Below are 24,008 nucleotides of genomic sequence, written 5' to 3'. Positions count from 1 at the left end.
GGCCGCGGGGCGCGGGGGCGTTTGGGCGGTTTGTGGCTGGGGCCGCTGAGCTGTTTGGGGAGGTTGGGCCACCGGCCGCTGGGCCGCCGGCCTGCCGCCGGTGCGGCGCAAAAGCTCTTCCAGCTCGGCCGAGCGGTCACGCTGGGGCTGCGGCGCGGGGGCCGGGCGCTGCGCCTGCTGCTGAGGAGACTGCGGCCATGCGCCTGTGGGAGCGCCCGCGGGGACACCGGCAGGCGCGGGGGTGTAGCCATGGCCCGCGCGCAGGGCCTCCAGCTCGGCCCGAAGGCGGGCGTTTTCCTGGGTGTCGAGGGTGTCGATGAATTTGCGGCGCAGGATATCGTATATAATAAACCCTATCAGGGGCACGCCCACGAACAGGATCAGGCCCACCGGGGTCTGTAAAAACATGGCGAAATCGCCCAGGCTGCTGATGCGCATGAGGTATTTGCCCTCGACCGCGCTGTAGGGTACAAGGCGGCTGTCCTGCGTGTTGTTGTTGTCGCCCTTGGTCACAAACTGGCGCTGGCCGTCGACCTGCTGGGTCTCGATGATGCGGTGGGTGATGACCGACTGCCCCTCGCGGAACGCGATCACGTCGCCAACCTGCAGGCCGGCGGGATCCACCTCGCGGGTGATAACCAGGTCGCCGGTCATGATATTGGGCTCCATGGAGCCGGAAAGCACGATAAAGGGCTTGAAACCGAACGCATCAGGCACTTTGTCGGGATGAAGATAGGAATTTACGACTATAATAGTGTTAAGGATCAGCAGGGGAAGGAAAAAGACGGTCAGCGCCGCACCCAGCACTGCCACAATGGCGTTGAACAACTTTTGCGGGGGAGCTGCGAGGCGCTGCCTGGTTTTTACGGCTCTCGACATGTTGCGGTCTCCTTTGATCTTGAGTAAATTTGCGCCAGCAGGTGCGCCCTAACACAGCCCGTCGCCGTTTTGTCGTAAAGTAAGATACTTTACGACAAAACGCCCCAAAAAAATGCGCCGGGCAGCTTGCCTGCCCGGCGCGGGGAAGTTATATGGCGGCTGGGATGGGCACTGCGCCCCGCTCGCGCCAGGGCAGGTGGTCCAGCACCTGGATGGCGGCGGCCTTGTGCTCGTCCAGCGAGTGTACATAAAGCTTTTGGGTGGTCTCCGGCCGGGCGTGCCCCAGCAATTCGCTCAGGGTCTTGAGATCCATGCCCAGCTCGTACGACCGGGTGGCGAAGGTGTGCCGCAGGCAGTGGAAGTGGGCGCTTTCCACCTGGGCCTGCGCCGCCACCTTTTCAAAATACCGTTCCAGCGCCCGGGGCTCCCAATACCGGCCGTTCCGCTGGCAGACCACAAAGCACCCGGGCTGGGCCAGCGCGGGGGCAAGCGTTTTTCGGCGGGCCGCCAAAAGCGCCCGCAGCGTTTCGGGCAAAGGGATGCGCCGCTTGCCCGTTTTGGTTTTGGGGGCGCTCACAACGACCTTTGTTTTCGGGGCCCCGGCGGTGTTGCCCGGCACCTGCAGGCGGATCATGGTCTGGGTCACCCACAGGCAGCGGCGTTCCAGATCCACGCTGCCCCAGGTCAGGGCCGACACCTCGCCCACCCGCAGCCCTGCGTACAGCGCGATCCACACGGCCAGGGCACGGGGGTCACTGTTCTGGGCCAGCGCGGCCTCGATGCGATATTGCTCGCCCAGGTCCAGCACGCGGGAGTGCGTTTCCTTTAAAGGGGGCAGCACCACCTGGGCGCAGGGGTTGCACCGCGCCCGCCCATAGATCAGCGCCTGCTGAAGCGACAGGTTCACCAGGCTGTAAATGTCGTGTAAAAACTTTACCGAAATGCCGCCCTCGCGCTGCCGCCGCCCGGCCCGGCGCAAAAAAAAGAAAAATTCCTGAAGCTGTTCCGGGCCCAGCGCATCCAGCGAAAGCCGCCCCAGGCGGGGCAGGATATAGGCGCGGGCAAGATAGTGGTAATTCACATAGGTCGACTCTTTTACCACATCGCCCGGCTGGCGAAAATTCTCGATCCAATAAATAAGCCACGCTCCGTAGCTGTTTGCAGGGTAGCTTTCGTGTGGAGAAAATTCCGATTCTTTTGTGTGCAAAAACATGATCCTTCCTTTCCCCCGCGCCGCGTCACTGATTTCCAGAAAAATCCTGATCTGTAAAAATGGGCCGCGTTTCTACCGCCTGTTTTTCCACCGATGTGAAAAAAACACTGTAAAATGTAGATTTTTCTGAAAAAGCATGCTATCATAAAAATGCAATATAACGTGCCGAGCCCGTCGTAAAGTATCTTACTTTACGACACAGCGGGGCGCAGAGGCGGCTTTGGCGGCCGCTTTTTATATTATAGAAGCGTGCCGGCCAGCCCAAAAGGGCCGCAGCAGAATTAGGCCGGAGAGCAGCAAATTCAGGAACAGACAGGATCAAAAAAGAGGAAGCCGCAAAGCGGCTTCCTCTTTTTATCTATAGCTGTGAATGGCCCTAACTGGAAAGCGAGGAAAATTTTATAAACACACCGCGAAACATGGAGAATTTGGCCTTGCTGACCGGCACCATCTCCCCGCCGCGCAGGGTCAGGCTGTACCGCCGCAGGCTTGCGGCATGATTCAGGTTCACACAGAAGCTCTTGTGACAGCTGCAAAAATGCCGGCTGTCGAGCAGGATCTCCAGCGCCGAGAGCTTTTGCGCCACCGGGATGACCCGGCCGCCCAGCAGATGGACACAGGTGGAGTGCCCGTGGGACTCGAGGTAAAGAATGTCCTGCTGGTGCACAGTGACCTGCCCCCCTTTTGTGAACAGGGTCAGGGCGCGGTGGGGAAAGTGGTTGTGAAGGTCGTAGAGAAGGGCGGCGCGCAGCTTTTCTGGCTCCAGAGGCTTTAACAGATACCGTACCGCCTGTACACCATAGCCCTCCAGCACGTAGTCCGGGCTGGCCGAGATCAAAACGATGCTCACCCCCAGCCTGAGCTCCCGCAGCCGGCGGGCAAACGCCAGGCCGTCCTGGCCGGGGCCGGGAAACATGATGTCCAACAGGATGAGGTCGCACAGGCCGGAGCCCTGCCCCAGCGCCTGCAACAGGGCTTCGGGGGCGGCGTATTCGGTGATCTCGCAGGCCTGGCCCTCGGCCAGCAGGATCTGCCGTGCCAAACCGCGGATCGCGGACCGGGCCTCGGGCTCATCGTCACAAATCGCAATGCGGTACAAGCAGTGGTTCACTCCCTGACAATGCAAGTGGAAAACATTCCCTGCGGCTTTTTAAGCGCTGCTATTTTATAATATTTAAGGTTAAAAACGAACGCAGATGCGGGCAAGGAACGATCCTATCATATACCACATTGCCGCGCGTGGAAAGGGGGAAGCGGGTGGAACAAGCAGGAAAAACCTGGGCGGCGGTGCTGTGCGCGGCGCTGGCCTGCGCCGCCGGGTGGTTTTGGCTGGACCGGGCGGACAACCGGTACCGGCTGCCCCGGCCCGCGGCCGCCCCGGGAGGCTACGAGGTGAGCCCGGAACAGCTGGCGCAGAACGGGGTGGTGTTTTTGTGCGAGGGGTGGGAGTTTTACCCCGGCGTGCGGCTGACGCCGGCCGATTTTGCGCCGGAGAAAGGGGCCGAGGAAAAAGCGCTTTTCACCCGTGCTGTTTTGCCGGAGCGGGAGGAAACGACCCGGGCGGGCACCTACCGCCTGGTGCTGCGGGCGGGCGAAGAGCCGGCCGCCTATATGCTGGAACTGCCCGGGGAGGCGGCGAGCGAGGTGTGGGTCAACGGCGCGGCCGGCCCGGCCGCCCAGCCGCCGCAGGCCGAGGGGCAGGCTGTGCGGTTTGAAGCGGCCGGCCGCATTGAGATTGTGGTCTACACCGGGGGCGGGAAGGACCCAAGGGGCCGGACCGCCGCGCCGCCCGCGCTGGGAACGCCCGCCGCCGTTCACGCGCTGCTGAGCGCGCGGCTGGCGGTGTGCGTTGCCATTTGCAGCGTGGCGGGCCTGCTGGGGGTGGTGGTGCCGGCGGTGAGCGTGCGGGTGCGCGCGCCGGAGCTGGGGGTGACCTTTGGGCTGTTCTGTGCGGGCTGTATGGCCCAGGTGGGCGGCGGAGTGCTGCTGGCATTGTGGCCGGGGAGCGGGGCAGCCGTGATGGCTCAAAGGCTGGCGCCCTATGTGATGATTTTTGCACTGCAATGGATCTCGGGCGTTTTGTGCGAGCTGTGCGGCGAGCTACCCCCCTGGCTGATCTACAGCGGCCTTTTGCCGGTGGGGGCGGCGGCGCTGCAGGGGGCGGCGCTGCCGCGGGGGCTGCTGTGGATATGCGAAAAGGGGCTGGAGCTGTATCTGCCGGCGGCTTGCATCTATCTTGCGGGGGCCACTGTGCTTTCGGCTTACAGGGGCCGGCCGTTCACGCTGCCTTTGGCGGCAGCCTTTACCGGCCTGGGCTGCGCGCTTGCGGCGCAGCGGCTGGGGGGGCCGTACAGAGGCGCGCGGCTGCCGGACCCGTTTTCGCTGTGCAGTTTTTTGCTGCTGCTGACCCTGACGGCGGTGCTGTGCGCGCACGGGGTGCGCAGGTTCCACGAGGGGATCGAGGCGGCCGAGCGGGAAAAGGCCGCCCGCCGGCTGCTGCGCAGCCAAAAAAACTATTACAACGAGCTGGCACGGCGCCAGAAGAAGGCCCGCGAATTCCAGCACGAGGTGCGGCACAAGCTGTTTTTGCTTGAGTATTACCGGCAGAGCGGAAGGCCGGAAAAATGCGAGAGTGTTTTCCGGGAGCTGCTGGAGCAGACGGCGCCGCCCCGGGCGCTTTCGGCCAACCCGCTGGTGAACGCGGTTCTTACGGATTTTGCCGCCATGTGCGAAAAACGGGGGATCGAGCTGCAGACCGAGCTGAGCGGCCTGCCCGCCCAGCTGCCCTGCGAAGACGAGGATGTGTGCTGCCTGCTGATGAACCTGCTTCAAAACGCGGTGGAGGCCTGTGAAAAGCTGCCCGCGGGCAAACGGCGGAGCATCCGGTTCGGCTTGGAATACGGCGGGGCGGCGCTGCGGCTGCGGTGCGGCAACACCAAGGCGAGCCCGGTAAAGCGGCGGGGCGGCAGGCTGCTTTCGGACAAGCCACAGGCACAGGAGCACGGCCTTGGGTTGATGCTGGTGCGGCGGGCGGTCAAAAAATACGGCGGGGACATGGCGGTCGAATATTCCGACGAGCAGTTCAGCGTTTGGGCGGTGCTGCCGCTGCGCGACAGGGATGAGGAGGCATGGGAAGGGGAAGACAGGCCCGACCTGTTTGCGAAAAAGGGAAGCGTTTGAGAAAAAACGAGGCATGCAAGGCTTGTTATATATGGGCGCGATGGGCGCAGCGCACAGGGCAAGAGGAACAAAAAGCAATGCACAAACAGGAAAAAAGGCCTGCGCGGGAACCTTTTTAAAGTTGAAAAGCGGGAAAAAGGCGGATTAAAACAATTTTTTTGCCCTGTGCGGGCCGTGAAAATATTGCTTGCGGCAAATTGCCAAAAAGATATTGAAAACAAAAAAGGCTTGGTGGATAATGGGCAAAGGCTCCCAGTTCAAGCCGCCCCCCTGTTCCAGGATTGGACGGAGCATACAAAAAATCTGTTTTTCAGAAAGGGAGGAGAACGGAATGAAACGTCCCGTTACCTTTGCCGTCTGCGGTTTTGGCATCCGTGGAATGGAAGCGTATTCCAGTTATCAAAAAACACACCCCGACGAAATGAGCATTGTTGCGGTGGCGGACCCTGACCCGGCGCGCCGGGCGATTGCACAGCAGGAGTATGGGGTGCCGGCCATGCGCTGTTACGAAACGGCAGAGGCGCTTTTGCAGCAGCCCAGGCTGGCGGATGTGCTGATTGTTGCCACCCAGGATCGCCAGCATGTGGAACAGGCCATTCCCGCCATGGAAAAGGGATACCATCTGGTTCTTGAAAAGCCCATTTCGCCCAGCCTGAGGGAATGCATTGCCCTGCGCGAAAAAGCGCATGAAACCAACCGGGCCGTTATTGTGTGCCATGTGCTGCGCTATACGCAGTTTTACGGAACCGTTAAACAGCTGCTTGCCGGGGGCTCCATTGGCCGCATTGAGGCGATTGAGGCGGCCGAGAATGTTGCCTACTGGCACTACGCGCACAGCTATGTGCGGGGCAACTGGCGCCGCACCGATGCGGCCAGCCCCATGATCCTTGCAAAAAGCTGCCACGACATGGATATTCTCCGCTGGCTTGTGGGCGCGCCCTGCAAACGGGTTTCGTCTTACGGTGGCCTGGACTGGTTTAAACGGGAAAATGCCCCCAGGGGCGCCGCAAAGCGCTGCCTGGACGGCTGTAAGGCAAAAGACAGCTGCCCCTATGACGCGGAGAAGATCTACCTGCACAACGAAAAGAGCGGCTATGGGTGCGGCAACCGGGAGTGGCCGCTTACGGCGCTGTGCGCCGACCCAACCGCGGAAAAGCTTTACCAGGCGCTGCGCACGGGCGCGTATGGCCGCTGCGTTTACCACTGCGACAACGATGTGGTGGATCACCAAACCGTGAACATGGAATTTGAGGGCGGCGCGACCGCGGTGTTTACCATGAGCGCTTTTACAAGGCGGTGCTACCGCACCCTTAAAATTATGGGCACCGTGGGGGAGATCGAAGGGAATATGGACACAAACACGCTGGTGCTGCGGCGTTTCGGCGAGCCGGACCGCGCGATCGGCCTGGACCCCATCACCGACCGTTTTGCAGGCCATGGCGGCGGCGATGCAAAGATGATGAAATATGTTTGCAGCCTGTTCCGGGATGGGGAGCCGGAGGGCGAAGCGCTCACCAATGTGGACGCTTCGGTGGACAGCCATATTATGGCGCTTGCGGCAGAGGCCTCCCGCCTGGCGGGCGGCGCAAGCATAGAGCTGGATCGTTTTTCTGAATGCTGACCAAGGCTTCTCCAAAGAAAAGGGAAATTTCTTTGGAGGAGCTTTTTGTTTTTTACAGGAAGTTTTTCGTTTGGGTTTGCGCCAAAAAGCGGGCTCACAATTTTTGCACAGTATTTTGTTTCAAGTGGAAAAAATGTTTGTTTCAATTGCCGAAATGCTGTGCTATGATCGGAGGCACAGAATAAAAAAGGAGGAACCACCACCCATGCGAAGAATCATCAGTATGCTCCTGGCAGGCTGCCTGACAATGGCATGCCTTTGCCCTTACGGCGTTTTTGCCCTGGAAAACGACGGCGGGGAGAGGGGGGCGTGCGCGCCCACCGTTGCGCAAACAGATCAAGGCGCCTGCGCCGCCGCGCCCGCCCCCCAGGGCAAAAGCCGAGCCCCGGAGGCCCTGACCGCGCCGCAGCCGGGCCAGGCGCTTGTAAACCTGGCAGCCGGGGTGGACCGCTTTACCCTGACCATGGAGGGCCCCGGCACCGATTATGACCCGGCGACCAACGATATATCCATCCGGGATAAAGAGCAAGCTATTCTTTGCCGTTTGACGGACGGGGTATACGGCAACGGCGCGATCCTGGACGGCAATTGGAACGGCACGGGAGAGCGCTCGAAGTATTACGAAGCGTACCGCAACATTGACCGCGGTATTATTTTGGACCTGGGCGCGGAGCGGAACATCCAAGAGATATCGATGCATGTGCAGGAGCACCCCATGTACGGCATTTCGGCGCCGGCTGTGTTTACCTACTATCTGTCCGCTGACGGGATGAATTTTAACCGTGTGGGCCGTGTGAGCCGATTTGACGCGGCCCGGGACGAAACCCCCGAACACACCGGGGGCGACGACCAAAACTCTTTGGTCAATTTTGATTTTACCCTTACGGGAATCAACTACAACGCCCGCTATGTTAAGGTGGCCTTTGAGCTGACCGGAACCTGGGCCTTTATGGACGAAATGAGGGTGAACGGCCTGGAGCAACCGGCTGCTGACGCCGCCCCGCTGCCCGACGCGCCCGGCAGTGAGTATGAAAAAGTGAACGCTTACCCCACGCCCGCGCTTTCCGGCGGCATTCAGCACGAGAGCCTGGTGTATGCGGGCTACCAGCAGACGGAAGCGGGCGGGCCCTTTATCACAACACACAAAACGGAAGAACAGATTTTGCCGGTCGTGGCCTATCTGGATGAACAGGGAACGATCCGGGACAAGTTCTTTGAGTCCATTACCTTTTTGCCCCATCTGCTTTTGCCGGATACCACCACCGCAGACCCCACCGACGGACGCTATGTGGTGTATTCGATCACCGATATGGTGGGGAACCCCAATGCCGCGCAGATGTGCGCCCGCATCAATGAATGGCAGCTGTGGCTGGATTTTTTGTTCGATTTTAAGGATGAAAACGGGAACCCCTGCAACCTGGACGCTTTGGAGGCGGCCGCGGCGGCCGTGAAGGCTGCAACAAACGACCCCAACTACAAAATTGGCGTGAAGGTCTCCATTCTGGCGCCTATTTTGTGCCAAAACGATTTTGGGGCGCTGCCCGGCACCACCCGGTCTTTGAACTTTGAGGTATCGCAAACAAACTCTTACGCGCAGGCCGGGGCAGACCGTTTGGCCGCGGTTAAATGGTATGTTGATACGGTGATTGAACGGTTTAATGCAAAGAACTACCAGAACCTGCGGCTGGACGGCTTTTACTGGCACCACGAGAGCATTGACTACGATGTGGATCCCCTGGCGGCCGATTCCGTTAAAAGCATTACCGAGTATGTGCACAGTTTAGCGCCCGCCCGCAAAATTTACTGGATTCCCTCTTACCAGGCACCCGGCTTCCGCGAGTGGAAGAACCTGGGCTTTGATTATGCGATTATGCAACCCAACTATGCGTTCGACGCAAACGCCACGGGCCAGCGGGTGGACGACTGCGCGGATTTGTGCAAGAAGTACGGCCTGGGTGTTGAAATGGAGCTTGGCGGTATTTCGGACCAATTCATCGCCAGCTTCCGCGATTACCTTGTGAAAGGGCAGGCGGATAAAAAGCAATACCAGCATGACAGCTTGATCGCCTGGTATACGAGCACTTCCGGCATTTACGAAACATGCAGGAATAAAGCGGGCACCCGTTATGTTTATGATGCAATGTTCGATTTTTTCAAGGGCAGGGAAACGAATCTGGAAGAGCCCGGCGGGAACCTTGCCAAAAACAGCAAAATCACCCTGGCGGCGGAACATATCTGGAACCAGGGGACGGTGGAGCAGTTGGATCTTTCGCTTCTTACCGACGGGCAGACCGGCAATTGGAACAGCGGCTGTGTGCAGCTGAATAAGAACGAGCTGGGCGGGCGGGTTTCCATTGTTGCCGACCTGAACGGCCTGAGCAACCTGACAAACATAGAACTGAGGATGATGGAAGAACTGAGCTGGGGCATCGGCGCGCCGGGGCAGGTAGCGTTCAGCACCTCGGCAGACGGAAGCGTTTGGAAGCCGCTTGCCACCATTGCGCGGGAGCAGGCGGCAAGGATCGAATCCGCCGAGGGATTGGCGGATCTGGTTTTCCAGGTCACCACGCCGGTGACGGCGCAGTATGTAAAGGCCGAGTTTGCTTATGCGCCGGCAGACCAGCCCGGCGAGCTGCTGACCTGGATGGGGGCGGACGAGCTTGTGCTGGAGGGCAGCCCGCCCGCCGCAGCGCCGGAAGCCCTGGCGCCGCTGGGCACTGTGACGCTGCGCAGCGAGAAGGTGGGCAATGAGGCCGCCTTTGCAGAACTTCAGAGCAAGGCGAATCCCCTGCTGAAAGACGGCAGGATGCAAACAGGCGAGTGGGCGGCCGATTACATTGGCCTGCACGCCGATACCGCAGCGGGCCCCTACACCGTTGAAACCAGGTTTGAAAGCCTGGTGACGGTGAATGTGCTGGGCATTGATTTTTTGGACCGCACCAGCTGGGGCATTGCCGCACCGGAACAGGTGACTTACTACTACTCTGCCGATGCCGGCGCAAACTGGACAAAGGCGGGCGAGGTTACAAAGGAACAGGCCGTTGAAACGGCGCTGAGCGACGTGGACAGCAGTTGTTATTACGAGCTGGCGCTGCCCGCTGCGGTTCGGGCCAATGCGGTAAAAGCCGTGTTTGAGCGGGGGCTCGCCCCCAACGACCCAACCGCCGGGGCTCAGCAGCCCGCCCGCTGGAGCTGGATCGGGTTGGACGAGGTGGTGGTGAGAGGCGGGTTCTGACCCGCACAGCCGGGAGAGGACAGCCCCGGATGGCGGGGAGATTAAAAACCGGAGAATTGCCGCAAGGCCGTTCTCCGGTTTTTTTGTATGTTGGAGGCCCTGAAAAGCGCCTGCAAAAAATGCCTTTGACACTGCAAAAATGGTGAAAACCGAGAAATCGGGCGCAAAAAAATTGCTTGCCGGAATGAAAATTTTGTTGATTGTATTTGGCCAAAACAGCCTGTATAGTGATTCTTGGGCCCGGCACAACGAAAAAACAGTTGACTGTTCCGCCACCCCGCAGCAAGGGGGCGCGCGACCCATACAAACACGTGATTTGTGCAACGCGGCATGTGGAATTTAAGGCGCTGGCCACCGACCGGAGCTTGTGCCTTGAAAAATAGAAAAGGAGAAAACATCATGAAAAAATTGCTGGCAATGATCCTTGCCTGTGCCATGGCGCTGGCTATGGCCGCATGCGGAAACAACGCTTCCAGTACCCCGGCAAACGCATCGGGAACAAGCGGGGAGCAGGGGGGCACGAAAGACCCCATTACCGTTACCGTGTGGCACTTGAAGCCCGAAGACACCGAGGAAACCAGCGAGCACCAGCGGCTGCTGCGCTGGGCGGAAAAGTTCAATGCGGAAAACACCGACAACATTACCGTGGAGGTTGCGGGCGCAAAATCGCCTGAGGTTATCCTGACAACCATTGCTTCCGGCAGCACCCCCGATATCTTTATGAACTACTGGAACAACGCGGCTACCTGGTCGGATAAGGGCGCGCTGTACGACCTGACTGAGTTTGTGAACAGCGATGAGGAGTGGAACAAAGGCGACTTTGTGGACGCCTGCTGGGGCCTGTGCACCTACAACGACAAGATTTTCTCTGTGCCCTACAGCATGAGCACCACCTTTATGGTGTATCGCCCCGACCTGTTGGCGGAGAATGGCTGGGATCACTTCCCGAAGGATACCGATGAGCTGCTGCAGTGCGCGATCGACTGCACCAAGCTTGACGACAAGGGCAACATCGTTCAGATGGGCCTTGTGCCGGACTATTACTGGCTGGACACCATTCTGTGGCCCGCGGCGTTCGGCGGCACTTGGGTGGACGGTGACAAGCCGGACTTTGTGAACGAGCGCCAACTGGCGGCTTACGAGTTCCAGCGCGCCATTTTTGATGAGTTCGGCTATGAAAAGGTCCGCCGCTTTGTGGATTCCTTCGGCGCGGGCGGCACCTCCGAAGATCCCCTGTTTAAAGACAAGGTTGCAATGCGCTGGCTGCCTGACTCGGGCCTGGCGGCAATGGTGGAAAACGGCAAGGGCATCGACTGGGCAATGGCCCCCATGCCCTACCCGGCGGACGGCAAGGGCGCGCAGATGCTGACCTGCGGCGTGTGGGAAGTGAACGCCCGCACCAAAAACGCCGAGGCCACCTGGAAGGTGCTGGCTTCCCTGACCGGTGAAGAGAACATGAAGTACATGGCGGAAGGCGAGCACAACAACGGCAATTTTATGCCCCGCAGGAGCGCGCTGAACCACCTGATCGACAACCTGGATGTGGGCGATTACACCAAGCAGAATGCCAAAACCTTGCTGAACGATAACCTGACGCACTTCCCCATGCTGAGCTACATCGGCGAATACCTGAACATTATCAGCGCTGAGATGACCGAGGCCATGATGGGCAATGTGAGCGTTGAGGACGCGGCAAAAAATATTCAGGAGCAAGTAGAAGCCGTTATAAAGTAAGAATGCTGTTTTGAACGTGGAGCGTGATCGCAGGGGCCGGCAAATTTCCAGTCGGCCCCTGCTGTTTCCACAAGGGGTTCGGGCGCAGTTTTTGTTGATTTGTAAAAAGGGCAAGCGGGCTGTTTTGGGCCGCGACGCATTGCAAATCAATAAAAGGCTGCGCGCGTTTTAGATGTGCCTCGAAAAGAAAAACACGCATCACAAAAAGGAGGCTTTATCCTTGAAACTGTCGGCTGCAAAAAAACCTCATATAAAACCCAGGGCCACCAAGCGGGAACGCCGTTTCTTCTGGCTTGGAATGCTGTTCGTTTCCCCCTGGCTGATCGGCTTTCTTGTGTTTAACGTTTTCCCGATCTGCTCGGCAATTTATTACAGCTTTACGGATTACAGCGTTTTCACCGCACCCAAATGGATCGGCCTGGAAAACTACAAGGAGCTTTTTGGAGATAAGCTGATCTGGAAATCCCTGCTGAACACGGCATACATCACGGTGATCGGCCTGCCGCTGACCCTTGCGGCTTCGCTGGGCCTGGCGCTGCTTTTGCATCAAAAGGTGAAAGGGCTGCCCATTTTCCGCACCATGTTCTATTTGCCCACCGTTGTGCCAATTGTGGCCAGCGCGATGTTGTTCATGTGGGTTTTGAACCCGGAATACGGTATTTTGAACGTTGCGCTGCACGCGATTGGCATTGAGGGCCCCGCATGGCTGAGCGACCCGCGGTTTACCAAGCTGTCGCTGATTATGATGGATATGTGGCGCTGCGGCGGCACGATGATTATTTTTTTGGCGGCGCTGCAAAGCGTTCCCGACACCTTTTACGAGGCGGCGGATCTGGACGGAGCCAACGGGTGGACAAAGTTTTGGAAGATCACAATTCCCTATATTTCGCCGACCATTCAGTTTACCACCATCATGGGGCTGATCAGCTCGTTTCAATATTTTACGCAGGCGTTTGTGTTCGGCAGCGTTTCGCAGTCGAATGTGCTCACACCGGGCGGCCCCCGCAATTCCATGCTGTTCTATTCGCTGTACCTGTATCAGCAGGGCTTCAGCTACCTGAAGATGGGGTACGCCAGCGCAATGGCTTTGATCCTGTTTGTGATTGTTATGCTCGTTTCTTTCTTTGCTTTGCGCGTGATGGAAAAACGAGTGAACTATGATGTGGAATAAAGGAGGGACAGGATCGATGCAGACAAAAAAATGCGGCCTTTTTTCTCCCCGATTGATCAAGAACACAAAAAAGGCAATTACATACCTTGTTTTAGCGTTTTTTGCATTTGTCTTTTTTATGCCGTTCTACTGGATGGTGACCACGGCCCTGAAATCTCCCAATGCGATTTTTCTGAATCCGCCGCAGTGGATCCCCGATCCCGTGCACTGGGAAAACTTTATAAAGATTTTCAAGCGCATGCCGCTGAACGATTACATTGTGAACACCCTGATCGTTTCGGTGATACCGGTGCTGGGGGAACTGTTTGCGGCGCCCATGATCGCCTATTCCCTGACCAAGGTGCCCTGGAAAGGCCCCAAATACATTTTCCCCATCATTCTGGCAACCATGATGATCCCCTGGCAGGTCACCCAGATCCCCATGTTTGCGACATGGAGCAAATTGGGCCTGGTAAACACCTTTATTCCCCTTACCCTGCCGGCGTTTTTCGGCTGGGCGTACTACATCTATTTGATGCGCCAGTTTATCAAAGGGCTGCCCAACAGCGTGATTGAGGCGGCCCGCATTGACGGCGCGGGCGAGGTGCGCATTTTGTACACCATTGTGTACCCCATGTGCAAGCCGGTTTTAACAACCATTACCGTTTTGATTTTTATGGGCTGCTGGAACGATTTGAACGGCCCCCTGCTGTTTTTGCAGGACAGCAGCAAATACACCCTGTCGATCGGTTTGCAGATGTTCCTTACCGGAACGCAGAACGAATGGGATCTGCTCATGGCGGCAAGCGCTCTGTTTACGCTGCCGCTTGTGGTTATTTTCTTTCTTGCGCAAAAGCAGATCCTGGGCGGCATTTCCACAACCTCGGGTTTGAAATAAAATGAGTTTTCCTGAACAGACGCTTTCAAAAAGCCTCGCCGTACGCGGGGCTTTTTGGTCTAGGCACAGCGCGGCTTTCGGGAGGGAGAACACGCAGAAACGGCGCTGGAAAGAACGGCGGCGGGGGCAAAACGCCCCGCAGGGGGCCGCCAATAAAATAAAAAGGACAGGTGCAAATGGAACGATGGATCGATCCGGGCGTGAGCACGGTGGCACTTGAGCGGTTTGTAAACCGCTTAAAAGAGGGGCGGACACAGCTGCACGCCATGGAAATTTTTGAAAGGGGAAACTGCCTTGTGCGCTGGGGCGTTGAGCCCTATCGCTGCGGGGACAAAAGAGAGGCTTATTCGTTGAGCAAAAGCTTTACCGCAACGGCGGTGGGGCTTGCGTACGACAGGGGCCTTGTTGACCCCGAGGACCTTCTGAGCCGCTATTTCCCGCAGCATGTTGCCTGCCAGTACGATGAGCGCTGGCGGCGGGTGCGGGTACGGCATCTGCTTACCATGACCACCGGGCACGCGGCATGCCCCATGGCCGGTATGGCGCATGCGCAGGATCCGGTGCGGGCCTTCTTTGAAACGGACCTGGCGTACGAGCCGGGGGAACGGTTTGTTTACAGCACCGGTGCGAGCTGTGTGCTGGCAGAGCTTGTGCGCCGCGCCACGGGGCGGACGGCGGCCGAACTGCTGGCACAGGAACTGTTTTGCCACATGGAGATCGGCAATATCTGGTGGGAGGGCTGTGCCGACGGCAGCTGCCAGGGCGGAACAGGCCTTAAAGCCTCCTGCGACGATGTGGCAAAGCTGGGCCTGCTGTATTGCCAAAAAGGGATGTGGCAAGGCCGGCGCCTGCTCTCGGAAGAGTGGGTGGAGATGGCAACTGCCCGGCAGACCGGGACCCCGGACAACGGCACGCCGGACTGGTGTGCGGGCTATGGCTTTCACTTTTGGCAAAACAGTGCCGGTGGCTACCGCGCGGATGGTGCGTTCGGCCAGCTGTGCGCTGTTTTGCCCGAGCGGGAAACGGTGGTTTGCCTTATGGCAGAAAGCGGCGACATGAGCGCCGAGCTAAACGCCGTGTGGGCCCTGCTGGAGGAATATAAGACGGTGGGGCGGGGCGGCGGCCTGCCCCTGGAGTACCTTCCGCAGCGCGGCGATCAGGGAGAAGCATGGGACAGCGGCTGGCTGCGCTGCGAGGAAAACCCCATGGGCTTTTCTTGGGTGCGGCTTAGGGCGCAAAGCGACGCGTGGCAGCTTTTCATCTGCGACGCACAGCGCTTTCAGACCATTGAGGCCCGGGAGGGCGGGTGGACAGAGAACCGGTTTTGGGCAAAGGAATTCCGCCCGCTTTTGTTCCGGCAGATGCCGCGCCACGAAAACACCCTGCTGGAAATGGCGGTGGCGTGCCACCGGGAAAAGGGCGCTTGGGTGCTGGAATGCCGCACCCGAAACACCCCGCATCTTTTGCGGTGGAGCATCCGGCGCACCGAAAACGGCCTTGCAATGAACATTGACACCCTGGCGGGAGCCATGGGCGGCGCCAGGGCGTGGAACGCCGTTTATAAAAACGCTGAGAAAAAGCGGACAAATACACAGTGACAGGAGAAATGTTTATGCAACAGGAGAAAAGTATTTTTCCCTGCGGCGCGTTGCCGCCCAGGTTCGGTGAGGCGTTTGAGGCCGTGGCAAGGCATTTGGGCTTTGTGCGCACGGAGCGGGGCGAGCGGGTGCAGATTGAACAGGGGGAAAACGGGCTTTTGGTAAAAAAATCGGCACAGGGCATTTTTTTGCGCTGGGAAAAACCGGTGCAGCTGTACCGTGCATTTTCCATTTTGTGCGAGCGCTGGAACGAAACGGAGTTCCGCGTGGAAGAAAAGCCCTGCTTTGAAACGCTTGGCATGATGCTGGATGTTTCGCGCAATGCGGTGCTGCGCCCGGAGAGCCTTAAGACGATGCTGGAAAGAATGGCGCTGATGGGCATGGATCTGGGTATGATGTACACCGAGGATACCTACGAGATCCCGGAGCAGCCGTATTTTGGCTGGATGCGCGGCCGCTATTCCATTGCCGAGCTGAAGGAGCTGGACGATTATGCCGCTGCGCTGGGCATAGAGCTGTGCCCCTGCATTCAGACCCTGGGCCACCTGAACCGGGCGCTGCACTGGCCCGCGCTGGCGCATCTGAAAGAGAACGAAGAGGTCATTCTGGCCGACGATGAGCACACCTATGCCTTTTTGGAAAAAGCCATTGCCGCGGCAGCGGCCCCTTACCACTCCAGACGCATCCACATTGGCATGGACGAGGCCGACGGCGTTGGCCTTGGCACGCATCTCGCCCGCTTTGGGTACGAGGACCCGCACGCGATCATCCGCCGCCATCTTGAGCGGGTCAAAGCGATCACCGACCGGCTGGGGCTGAATGCCATGATGTGGAGCGACATGTATTTCCGCCCCGATTCGCCCACGGGTGACTATTATGACAGCGGAATGCCCTCGCAAAAGAGCATGGACGCGGTGGTAAAAGGCGTAACGCTGGTGTATTGGGATTATTTCCACGAGGACAAGGCCGACTATGCGCAGATGTTCAAAAAGCACCGGGCGCTGGGGGCGCCCACAGCCTTTGCCGGGGGAATATGGACCTGGGCCGGCCCGGCCGCCGATTACGACAAAACGCTTGCCTGTGCCGTGCCCGGCCTGGAGGCCGCAAAAGAGGCGGGCGTTCCGCTGGTGCTGGCAACGGCATGGGGCGATAATGGCGCGGAGGCCAACCTGCAAACGGCGCTGCTTGGAATGCAGCTCTATGCCGAGTTCAATTATGGCGGGAATTACGACGCAACACGCCTTGCGCGGCGTTTTGAGGTGTGCTGCGGAGCAGACGCCCGGGCGTTCCTGCGGCTGAGCGCGTTCAACACGGCGCCGGGGATGCGCAGCGGCCCCATGCGGCCGGTAAACACGGTAAAATTTATGCTCTACCAGGACCCGCTGGTGCAGCTTTACGAAGGCGATACCCAGGGCATCGCCATGGGGGAGCATTTTGCGGCCCTGGAAAGGGAGTATGCCGCGTATGCCCAGGCGAGCGAAACATACAAACCGCTTTTTGAGTTCTACCGGCAGCTGGCGGGGGTTTTGGCATGCAAATGCGAGTGGCATGAAAGGATCGGCCCCGCGGTGCGCGGAGGGGATAAGCAAACGGCGCAGCGAATGACCGAGCGGCTGCGGGAGGCCGAAGCCCGGGCCAAGCGGCTGCGCGCGACCTGGAGGGAGCTGTGGAACAGCACCAACAAGCCCTTTGGCTTTGAGGTGATCGACGGGCGCATGGGCGCCGTTTGCGCCCGCATGGAAACCGCCTGCACCCGTGTGCAGGCATGGGTGGAGGGAGGCGAGGCCCCGCCCGAGCTTTTGGAGCGGGTGCTGCCCTATACCCGAACAGCCGGGGGCGCGCTGATGGGCAGCTACGCCGTGGGGGAGATTGTTTCGGCCTGCAAGATCGATGTTTAGCGGCGGCCCGCCGGAAAAACAAGGGGGAAGGGGGAGGGGCCTTTGAAAATAAAAACCGGGGCCGGCAAGGTGTGAAATGCCAGCCCCGGACTTTTTGAAATAAAATGGAAGGCCCTGAACCGCCGGTCATTGCCCGGCGGGGCCATGCGCATGGCGGGAACCGCCCGGTGCAGCGCCCGAACACAGTGCGGCGCAAATCACATTGGCGGCGCACCGGCGCAGCGCGGCACGGGAAAGCGCGCCGGATTCCAGGGCGCTGGCAAGGGCCGCGCACTCACGGCGGCTGCCGGGCATCATAAGGTCATTGCCCGCAAGGATGCAGCCCTCGGGGGTGCAGCGCAGGCTGGAGGTAGAGTCCCAATCGGTCATGAACAGGCCGCTGAAGCGCCATTCCTCCCGCGCGATGTGGGTGCACAGGGCACGGCTGTTTGCCGCATGGACGCCGTTTACAAGGTTGTAGCCGGTCATGATGGCCATGGGCTGGGCAGCTTTAACGGCAATCTCGAAACCGCGCAGGTAAATTTCACGCAGGGCGCGCTCGCTTACGATGCTGTTGGATTCGGTGCGAAGCTGTTCCTGATTGTTGCACGCAAAATGTTTGATGGTCACGCCGCGGCCGGGGCAGGACTGCACGCCCCCGGCAACGGCCGCCGCGGTGAGGCCGGAAAGGAGGGGATCTTCGGAAAAGTATTCGAAATTGCGCCCACACAAAGGGTCCCGGTGAATGTTCATGCCGGGCGCCAGCCACAGGCTTACGCGGAACAGCTCCATCTCGCGGCCCACCGCCCTGCCCACTTCGCCCAGCAGCGCGGTATCCCATGTTTGGGCCAGCAGCGTGCCGATGGGGAAAGCGGTGCAATACTGGTAGCGCCGGGTACCGCCGGGGTCGTATTCGGAGAGGGCCAGGTAACCGCCCTCAAAACATTGCTCCAGCGGGGCAATGATGGGAACGCCGTTCTTTTCGAAATAGACCTTGTTCAGGCGCAGCCCGGCGGGGCCGTCGGCCAGGACCATGGGCGGCACGCCCGCATCCCCGGCGGCGGCGCTGGTTTCGCCGGCGGAACCCGGAACGCTTACACCGGCGGCGCCAAGCTGGCTTTCGGTTTCGCGGCTCCACTGCCCCACGCAAAGGCGGATGAGCTGCTCATCCGAAAGGGCCGCGGCGATTGCCCCGGCACGCTGCAGAGCGCCAGGGCCCGGTTCCGTGTGAGGCATTTTTGGCGTTTCGGAAAAGACACAGGGGTCCACCCGGATCACCGGAAGCGCCCGCGCGAGGAGGGCTTCGTCCAGCGATTGGCGCCAGGCGGCGCAGCGTTCAGCGCTGGGAAAGAGCGTGTCCACACCGTCAAATTCGGGCCACAGGCGATCAAGCTTTTCCACCAGCACCGGCTGGCCCAGGGAAAGCGCGCCGATGTGCCGCGCCCCGGCCAGCGAGGCGCCCACCCACAAATGATAATTCCCGGCGCAAAGCGTTTTTCCGCCCCCCGCTGCATCATAAGAGGCCAAGCGCTCAAGGGGAAAGCGCAGCGTGAGGGACTGGGCGCTTTGCGGGGCGAGGGTGCGGGTCTTGCCGTAGCAGACCAGCCGCCGGGCTTCTTTGTGAAGCCCGCCCAGCGGGCAGGTGGCGTAGACCTGAACCACCTGGCGCGCGGAATATCGCGCGCCCGTGTTGCGCACGGTCACGGTGAGCTCTGCGCTGGCCTGGGGCGAAGGGCACAGGGAGATGCTCTGCGTTTCCACCGTGAACTCTGTATAAGAAAGGCCATGCCCAAAGCCGTAGCGCACGGGGACGCCAAAGGTATCAAAATAGCGATACCCCACATAGATGCCCTCGCGGTAGGGTACGGCTCCGGCACAGACGGCACTGCGGTTTTCCGGGCGCATGCAGATGTGGTCCTGCGGCAGCAGCGGCCAGGTATCGGTGAGCCTGCCGCAGGGCGATACCTTGCCCAGCACTACGTCGGCAAAGGCGTGGCCGCCCTCCATCCCCGGCTGGGAAAGGAGCAGGACCGCCCGGATCCGGGGCATTTCGTCCAGAAAAGAGAGATCGAGAATCCCCCCGGTGTTCAGCACAAGAATCACCGAAGAATAAAGCGCGCACAGCTGCTCGAGATCACGGCGCTCGGCGGCGCAGAGCAGGTAGTCGCCCGGCCGGAGCCGGCGGTCCGCGCCCTCGCCCGCGGTGCGGCTGAGCACATAAAACACGGCGTCGCACTCACAGAACTCGGGCGGGGGGCAGGGGGGCATTTCAAAAGGGGTGTTCACATAAGAGGCAAAAAAGTGGGGCTGCTGTTTTGTTTCAAGCTTGTTCCAGATGAGGGCCCGCCAGCCGGCGCGGGCTTTTGCATAGATAGCTTCGCAGCGCTCGAGCCAGGCCTCGTTGGCAATGGTGAGTGAGGCCGCGCGCAGGCCGCTGCAGATGCTCACGCTCGCCCGCGCGTTCACGTCGCCCGAGCCGGTGCCGCCCTTGACGGTATGCAAGGCGCCCATGCCATACAGCGCGACGCGGCAGCCCGGGGCAAGCGGCAGCGCGTTTTTCTCGTTTTTCAACAGGACTATGCCCTCGGCGGCGGCCCGGCGGGCCAGTGCGGCGTGCCGCGCCTCGTAGCTGCGGGGCGCGGGGTCGGGAAAGCCTGTTAAGGGGGCGGTCTGAAAAAACTGTTGCATGGAATCTCCTTTTAAATACGGCAGGCAGAGATGCACTCGCCCCAGGAATAGCAGCCGGAAAACCGGCCCTCCTGATTGGTCAGATAGCGCAACTTTGGGCAGGCGAGAGTTTCAATGCGTTCGATCTCGCCCGCTGCAAGACGCTGCATCTGGCGGGCGGCGGTTTCAAAGCGGCCCTTCAGGCCGGAAAGGCGCAGATCAATGATCTCAAAGCCAAAGGGCTTGTTGGTCTTTTCCCAGGCAAGTTCCCAGGCCAGCTTGCAATCGAGGCACTGGCGGGCACATTGCTGGGCAAGCAGTGCCAGCCCGGCGGCAGCGGCGCTTGCTTTTTGGGCGAGGGGGGCCTGGCTGCGCCAGGCGCTCTTCAGCGCCAGCAGGCGGGCGAGCTGCTCATAAAAGCGGTACAGAGCTTCAAACACGGAATCCTGGCTGGAAAACGAGGCATACAGCGTTTCCAGATCACGATAATGCCGGACAAAGTCCATTCCGGCCGTGTCGGCGGCAAACAGGGGCAGCAGGGGGTCCTCATACAGCAGGAATTTTGCGGCGTTCACGGGGTCTTCGGTTTTGGGCAGGACACCGGGTGGGGTGTTAAAGGCCGACAGCTGGAAAAAGGCATCGGCAATCTCCCCGGTGCAGGCAGTGAAACGGGCGGCCAGCACGGGTTCGTCGGTGCAGCCGGTGTAATCGTATTCAGCGTAAAACTGCATTCCGTAAAGAGCGGTCAAAAGGTTTGCCTCGCCGCCGTTGTCGCCCCAGGCGGTGGCGAAGACCGAGCGCACGCCCCGGGCCCGGCATTCCTGCAGCGCGGGAAGGCTGCTGCTGCGCATCTTGCCCATTGCGGGCGCGGGGCCGGTCCAGGTCCAGAGGCCGCCCGCAAAGATGGTGGGGCAGGCAAACTGTGCATGCACTTCAAGCAGCCGGCGGTACACGGCGGGGTCCTGGTGATAATAGTCCCAGTAGACCAGGGCCACGCCGGGGGAGGCGGCATTCAGCACCTCTTGCGGCAGGCGGTCGGGCACGTGGTAATACTCGCCCGTGGGGGAAGCGGCCCGCAGGTACATGTCGCTCCACATCATGGGCTGCAGCCCGTATTTCTGTGTGATGGCGCACACCTGTGCAAGATGCTCTTTCATCAGCCGGGCAGAGGGGACAAAACCGTTTTTAAAGCGGTAATTGCCCAGCCCCAGCGACCAGGCTTCGTCCATGCCGATGTGGATGCGCTTTGTGCGGAACGCGCCGCTCACTGCCCGGATCATCTGCTCAATGAGGGCGTAGACCTTTTCTTCGCCCACCATTAAAATGTCCTCGGTGTCGCGCAGGGCGGGGTCGTTCTGAGGCCAGTGCAGCGCCCGCTCAAGGTGGGCAAGGGTCTGGATGCAGGGGATGAGCTCGATGCCCAGGCAGGCGGCGTAAGCGTCCAGTGCGCGGAGCTCCTGTGCGGTGTACGCGCCGCGCAGATATCCAAAATAGGGCTGCCCGGGAATCTCGTATGTATCCTCGGTATAGAGCATGGCGGTATTGAGCCCCATCAATGCCATTTTGCGCAGCAGCAGGCAGACCGAGTGCGGGGCAAGAACGGCGTTGCGGGAACAGTCCAGCATGACGCCGTTTTCGCTGAAAACCGGCTGGCGGTCGACGAAAAAAGGGGCGGATCCATTTCCCTTTAAATAAGACAGGGCGCGAAAAAACTGAACGATATTTTGGTAACCCACCGTGAGGCAGCGGTCCTGGCACCGGGCGGAAAACTGCAGGGCCCGGTGCGCGGTAATGCGAATGCCGTTTTCTGCGCAGACAAAGCCCTCGTGAGCGGTCATTTCCGCGAAGCCGGCCTGCAGTTCCTGCGGCAGGCCGCAGGGCCAAACCCGAACGATCTTCATTGATAAAATCCTTTCAGCTGTTCTTTGAGCAAGCCGCTGTAAAGGCCGGCGGCGATTTCGGCAACGGTCCAGCCGCTCTCGATGGCCCAGGGGCCCCAGCCCACGTCGTTGGGCAGGCCGTACACTTCCATCAGATTCACATCAAAGCCCCGTGCCCAGGCGCCGTCGATGCGGGGGTCGGCGCTGTGAATTTGAGAATGGATCAAAAAGTCCGCGTGGGCGCGGAACAGGGTGAAAAAGGTTTCGTCGCCTGTTACAAAATAGGCCTGCATCAGCCCCAGCGGCACCCAGTTGTTGCTGTAAAGAAGATCGGCCACGGGATCGCCGTTCCGGCTTAAAAGGGAACACTCGCCGCCCTCCTGCTTGCTGCATGCGGCGGAGTAGTCGCTGTCCCATTCAAGGTAAGCGCCGGAGGAATGGCGCATCTTTTCCAGATCGTTTACAACGGTGTACAAAAGCTGCTTGTCGTCCTCGCGGCCGGTGGCATGGTAAAGCCAGGAAAGCGGCAGAAGCAGGCGGCACAGCTCCTGCGTTTCGCTTTGTTCGCGCACCGTGCCGGGGTAAGCCTTCATGAGTGAGCGCATCCCCCGTTCGCCCACCGCCAGGCAGCGGGCGTCGTTTTCCATCTTGCCGTACAATAACAGGCAGGCAAGGTAAAACGCGTTGTAGTGGGCGCAGGGGAACGCCCCGTCCTTTGCCGAAAGGCCGGCAAAGTCCTGTTCGGTCATGTTCAGGTTGTCGGTCCGCGCCGGGCGCAGGCCGTCGGGACCGGTGGTGTTCATTAAAAATTCAAGAGCTGCATGGCACTGGGGCAGATATTCCCGGCTCTTGCCGTAAAACGCCTTGAACAATGTGATAAACATGGCGCGGGCCATATCGTCCTGGTAGCACACCTCCCAGGCGATGTTGGTCCAGCGCAACATGCCGGCAAAGCGGCCTGTTTTGATCTGCATCTTGTCATAGACAAAGGCTTCCAGGGCATCGGCGCGCCGCAGGCTTGTTTCGCTGCCGGTGGCGAGGTGATGGAAGAAATAGGCGAGGGCGGTTTCGCCGGCGCAGTCGGTCCGAATGGGGGTGGCGCTTTTTTGCACGCCGTTTGGCAGAATCTCGGTGGCAAGCCCCTCCAGCACGCCTTCGCGGCCCTCGTTCAGCAGGACGCCGGAGCGCTCGAACCAGCCAATGGCCGCGGCCGCCGCGTCGTTTATACTGCCCGGCCGATCCGTGCTATAATAGGAGCAGCCGGCTGTGGGCAGGGCGATTTCGGCGCCGCACAGCCAGGTGAGCAGGGCGGCGATCACGCGGCGCCATGCACCGACGGGGGCAAAACGCGCGCGGACAAAATTGCACAGACAGAACGAACAGACAGCCACGGTGGGGGTTTCGAGCCACAGACCGTACTGCTGGTGATCCGCGAGGTCCTGGGTGGAAAGCAGCTGCCGGGAGTGCTCAGACAAGCCTTTTTTGTACACCAAAAGGGGCTTTGCCAGGTTACAGGAATAATAGGGAGCGGCGTGCAGGTTGCACTGATCGTCCAGCAGGGTGCCCTCTGGCAGCCCGGCCAGCGTGCTGTCTGCGCAGACCAAGCGCAGAAAACGCGTGGACTGGGGCGGCATGCAGTAGTTCTGGCAAAAGCTGAGGGTGTATTCAAAAAACACTCTCTTTCCGGAGGCTGAAAAATCCTCCACGATTTCTCGGCAGCCCACAGAAAGAACCAAGGGTTCGGTTTGGGTGCCGCCCAACACGCAGGCGCAATCAAACTTATCCAGGCAATGAGGGATAAGCGCGTCGGGCGCAAACACTGTAACGTTTACCGCACTGCAATTTTGCAGCAGGGACAACAGATCGTTTTGGTCCCGGGTGAGCACAGCAATAGAAATGGGCATATGTTTTCCTCTCCGGCATGAAGCCACTCAGTGTTAGCTTCATTATAGACAGGGGGAAGCGGAAGTCAATAAAATGGAAAAAATGCTTGAAATGGAAATTTTGCGCGCCGTAAAACACAATTTTTTCGCGTTGTTTTGGGCCGGATAAAAAAAGATGCAGGCCCAAAAGAAT

At 59.8% G+C, this 24,008-nt stretch carries 14 protein-coding genes; 8 read left to right on the top strand and 6 right to left on the bottom strand.

The window, feature by feature from the left end:
* The 3 genes from ACMLHZ_RS00785 to ACMLHZ_RS00775 form a co-directional block, all read right to left on the bottom strand.
* On the bottom strand, positions 1-879 hold an 879-nt coding region (locus tag ACMLHZ_RS00785; protein ID WP_418665914.1), incomplete at its 3' end, for a signal peptidase I.
* A 148-nt stretch (positions 880-1,027) separates the two neighbouring features.
* Positions 1,028-2,086, bottom strand: a complete 1,059-nt coding sequence (locus ACMLHZ_RS00780; RefSeq protein ID WP_418665913.1) for a tyrosine-type recombinase/integrase — start codon at positions 2,084-2,086, stop codon at positions 1,028-1,030.
* 382 nt (positions 2,087-2,468) lie between these two features.
* Positions 2,469-3,191 carry a LytR/AlgR family response regulator transcription factor gene (locus tag ACMLHZ_RS00775; RefSeq protein ID WP_418665912.1) on the bottom strand — a complete coding sequence of 241 codons (723 nt, stop codon included), beginning with the start codon at positions 3,189-3,191 and terminating at the stop codon, positions 2,469-2,471.
* Between the two features lie 158 nt (positions 3,192-3,349).
* On the opposite strand from ACMLHZ_RS00775, the gene ACMLHZ_RS00770 reads away from it, so the two are divergent.
* From ACMLHZ_RS00770 to ACMLHZ_RS00735, 8 genes are all read left to right on the top strand, one after another.
* Entirely contained in the window at positions 3,350-5,272 is a 1,923-nt protein-coding gene (locus ACMLHZ_RS00770) for a sensor histidine kinase (RefSeq protein ID WP_418665911.1), read from the top strand.
* Between the two features lie 331 nt (positions 5,273-5,603).
* A complete protein-coding gene (locus ACMLHZ_RS00765; RefSeq protein ID WP_418665910.1) occupies positions 5,604-6,893 on the top strand; it encodes a Gfo/Idh/MocA family protein in 1,290 nt (429 codons plus the stop codon).
* Between the two features lie 205 nt (positions 6,894-7,098).
* Positions 7,099-10,128 (top strand): DUF4855 domain-containing protein, encoded by a 3,030-nt coding sequence (locus ACMLHZ_RS00760; protein ID WP_418665909.1) that lies wholly within the window; start codon positions 7,099-7,101, stop codon positions 10,126-10,128.
* A gap of 399 nt (positions 10,129-10,527) precedes the next feature.
* Positions 10,528-11,862: an extracellular solute-binding protein gene (locus ACMLHZ_RS00755; RefSeq protein ID WP_418665908.1), complete on the top strand. Its 1,335-nt coding sequence runs from the start codon at positions 10,528-10,530 to the stop codon at positions 11,860-11,862.
* A 220-nt stretch (positions 11,863-12,082) separates the two neighbouring features.
* The gene (locus ACMLHZ_RS00750) at positions 12,083-13,033 is read left to right on the top strand and encodes a carbohydrate ABC transporter permease (protein ID WP_418665907.1); all 951 of its coding nucleotides are present in this window, start codon (positions 12,083-12,085) and stop codon (positions 13,031-13,033) included.
* Positions 13,034-13,049: 16 nt separating this feature from the next.
* Positions 13,050-13,910, top strand: coding sequence for a carbohydrate ABC transporter permease (locus ACMLHZ_RS00745; RefSeq protein ID WP_418665906.1), 861 nt, complete (start codon positions 13,050-13,052; stop codon positions 13,908-13,910).
* 176 nt (positions 13,911-14,086) lie between these two features.
* Positions 14,087-15,508, top strand: a complete 1,422-nt coding sequence (locus ACMLHZ_RS00740; protein ID WP_418665905.1) for a serine hydrolase domain-containing protein — start codon at positions 14,087-14,089, stop codon at positions 15,506-15,508.
* Between the two features lie 14 nt (positions 15,509-15,522).
* The gene (locus ACMLHZ_RS00735) at positions 15,523-17,406 is read left to right on the top strand and encodes a beta-N-acetylhexosaminidase (protein ID WP_418665904.1); all 1,884 of its coding nucleotides are present in this window, start codon (positions 15,523-15,525) and stop codon (positions 17,404-17,406) included.
* Positions 17,407-17,532: 126 nt separating this feature from the next.
* On the opposite strand, the gene ACMLHZ_RS00730 is transcribed toward ACMLHZ_RS00735, so the two are convergent.
* Genes ACMLHZ_RS00730 through ACMLHZ_RS00720 form a run of 3 tightly spaced genes read right to left on the bottom strand, consistent with a single transcriptional unit; the run spans position 17,533 to position 23,836 of the window.
* Entirely contained in the window at positions 17,533-20,073 is a 2,541-nt protein-coding gene (locus tag ACMLHZ_RS00730; RefSeq protein WP_418665903.1) for a glycoside hydrolase family 3 C-terminal domain-containing protein, read from the bottom strand.
* An 11-nt stretch (positions 20,074-20,084) separates the two neighbouring features.
* Positions 20,085-21,953 (bottom strand): family 20 glycosylhydrolase, encoded by a 1,869-nt coding sequence (locus ACMLHZ_RS00725; protein ID WP_418665902.1) that lies wholly within the window; start codon positions 21,951-21,953, stop codon positions 20,085-20,087.
* Complete coding sequence (locus tag ACMLHZ_RS00720) at positions 21,950-23,836, bottom strand: hypothetical protein (RefSeq protein WP_418665901.1); 1,887 nt, start codon at positions 23,834-23,836, stop codon at positions 21,950-21,952. Before ACMLHZ_RS00720 ends, ACMLHZ_RS00725 begins: the two co-directional genes overlap by 4 nt.
* Positions 23,837-24,008: the final 172 nt, after the last annotated feature.

Source organism: Allofournierella sp., assembly GCF_048388525.1.
Classification (GTDB): Bacteria; Bacillota; Clostridia; order Oscillospirales; family Ruminococcaceae; genus BQOK01.
The sequence above is the reverse complement of the archived record's forward strand: the minus strand, read 5'-3'. Positions and strand labels throughout refer to the sequence as shown.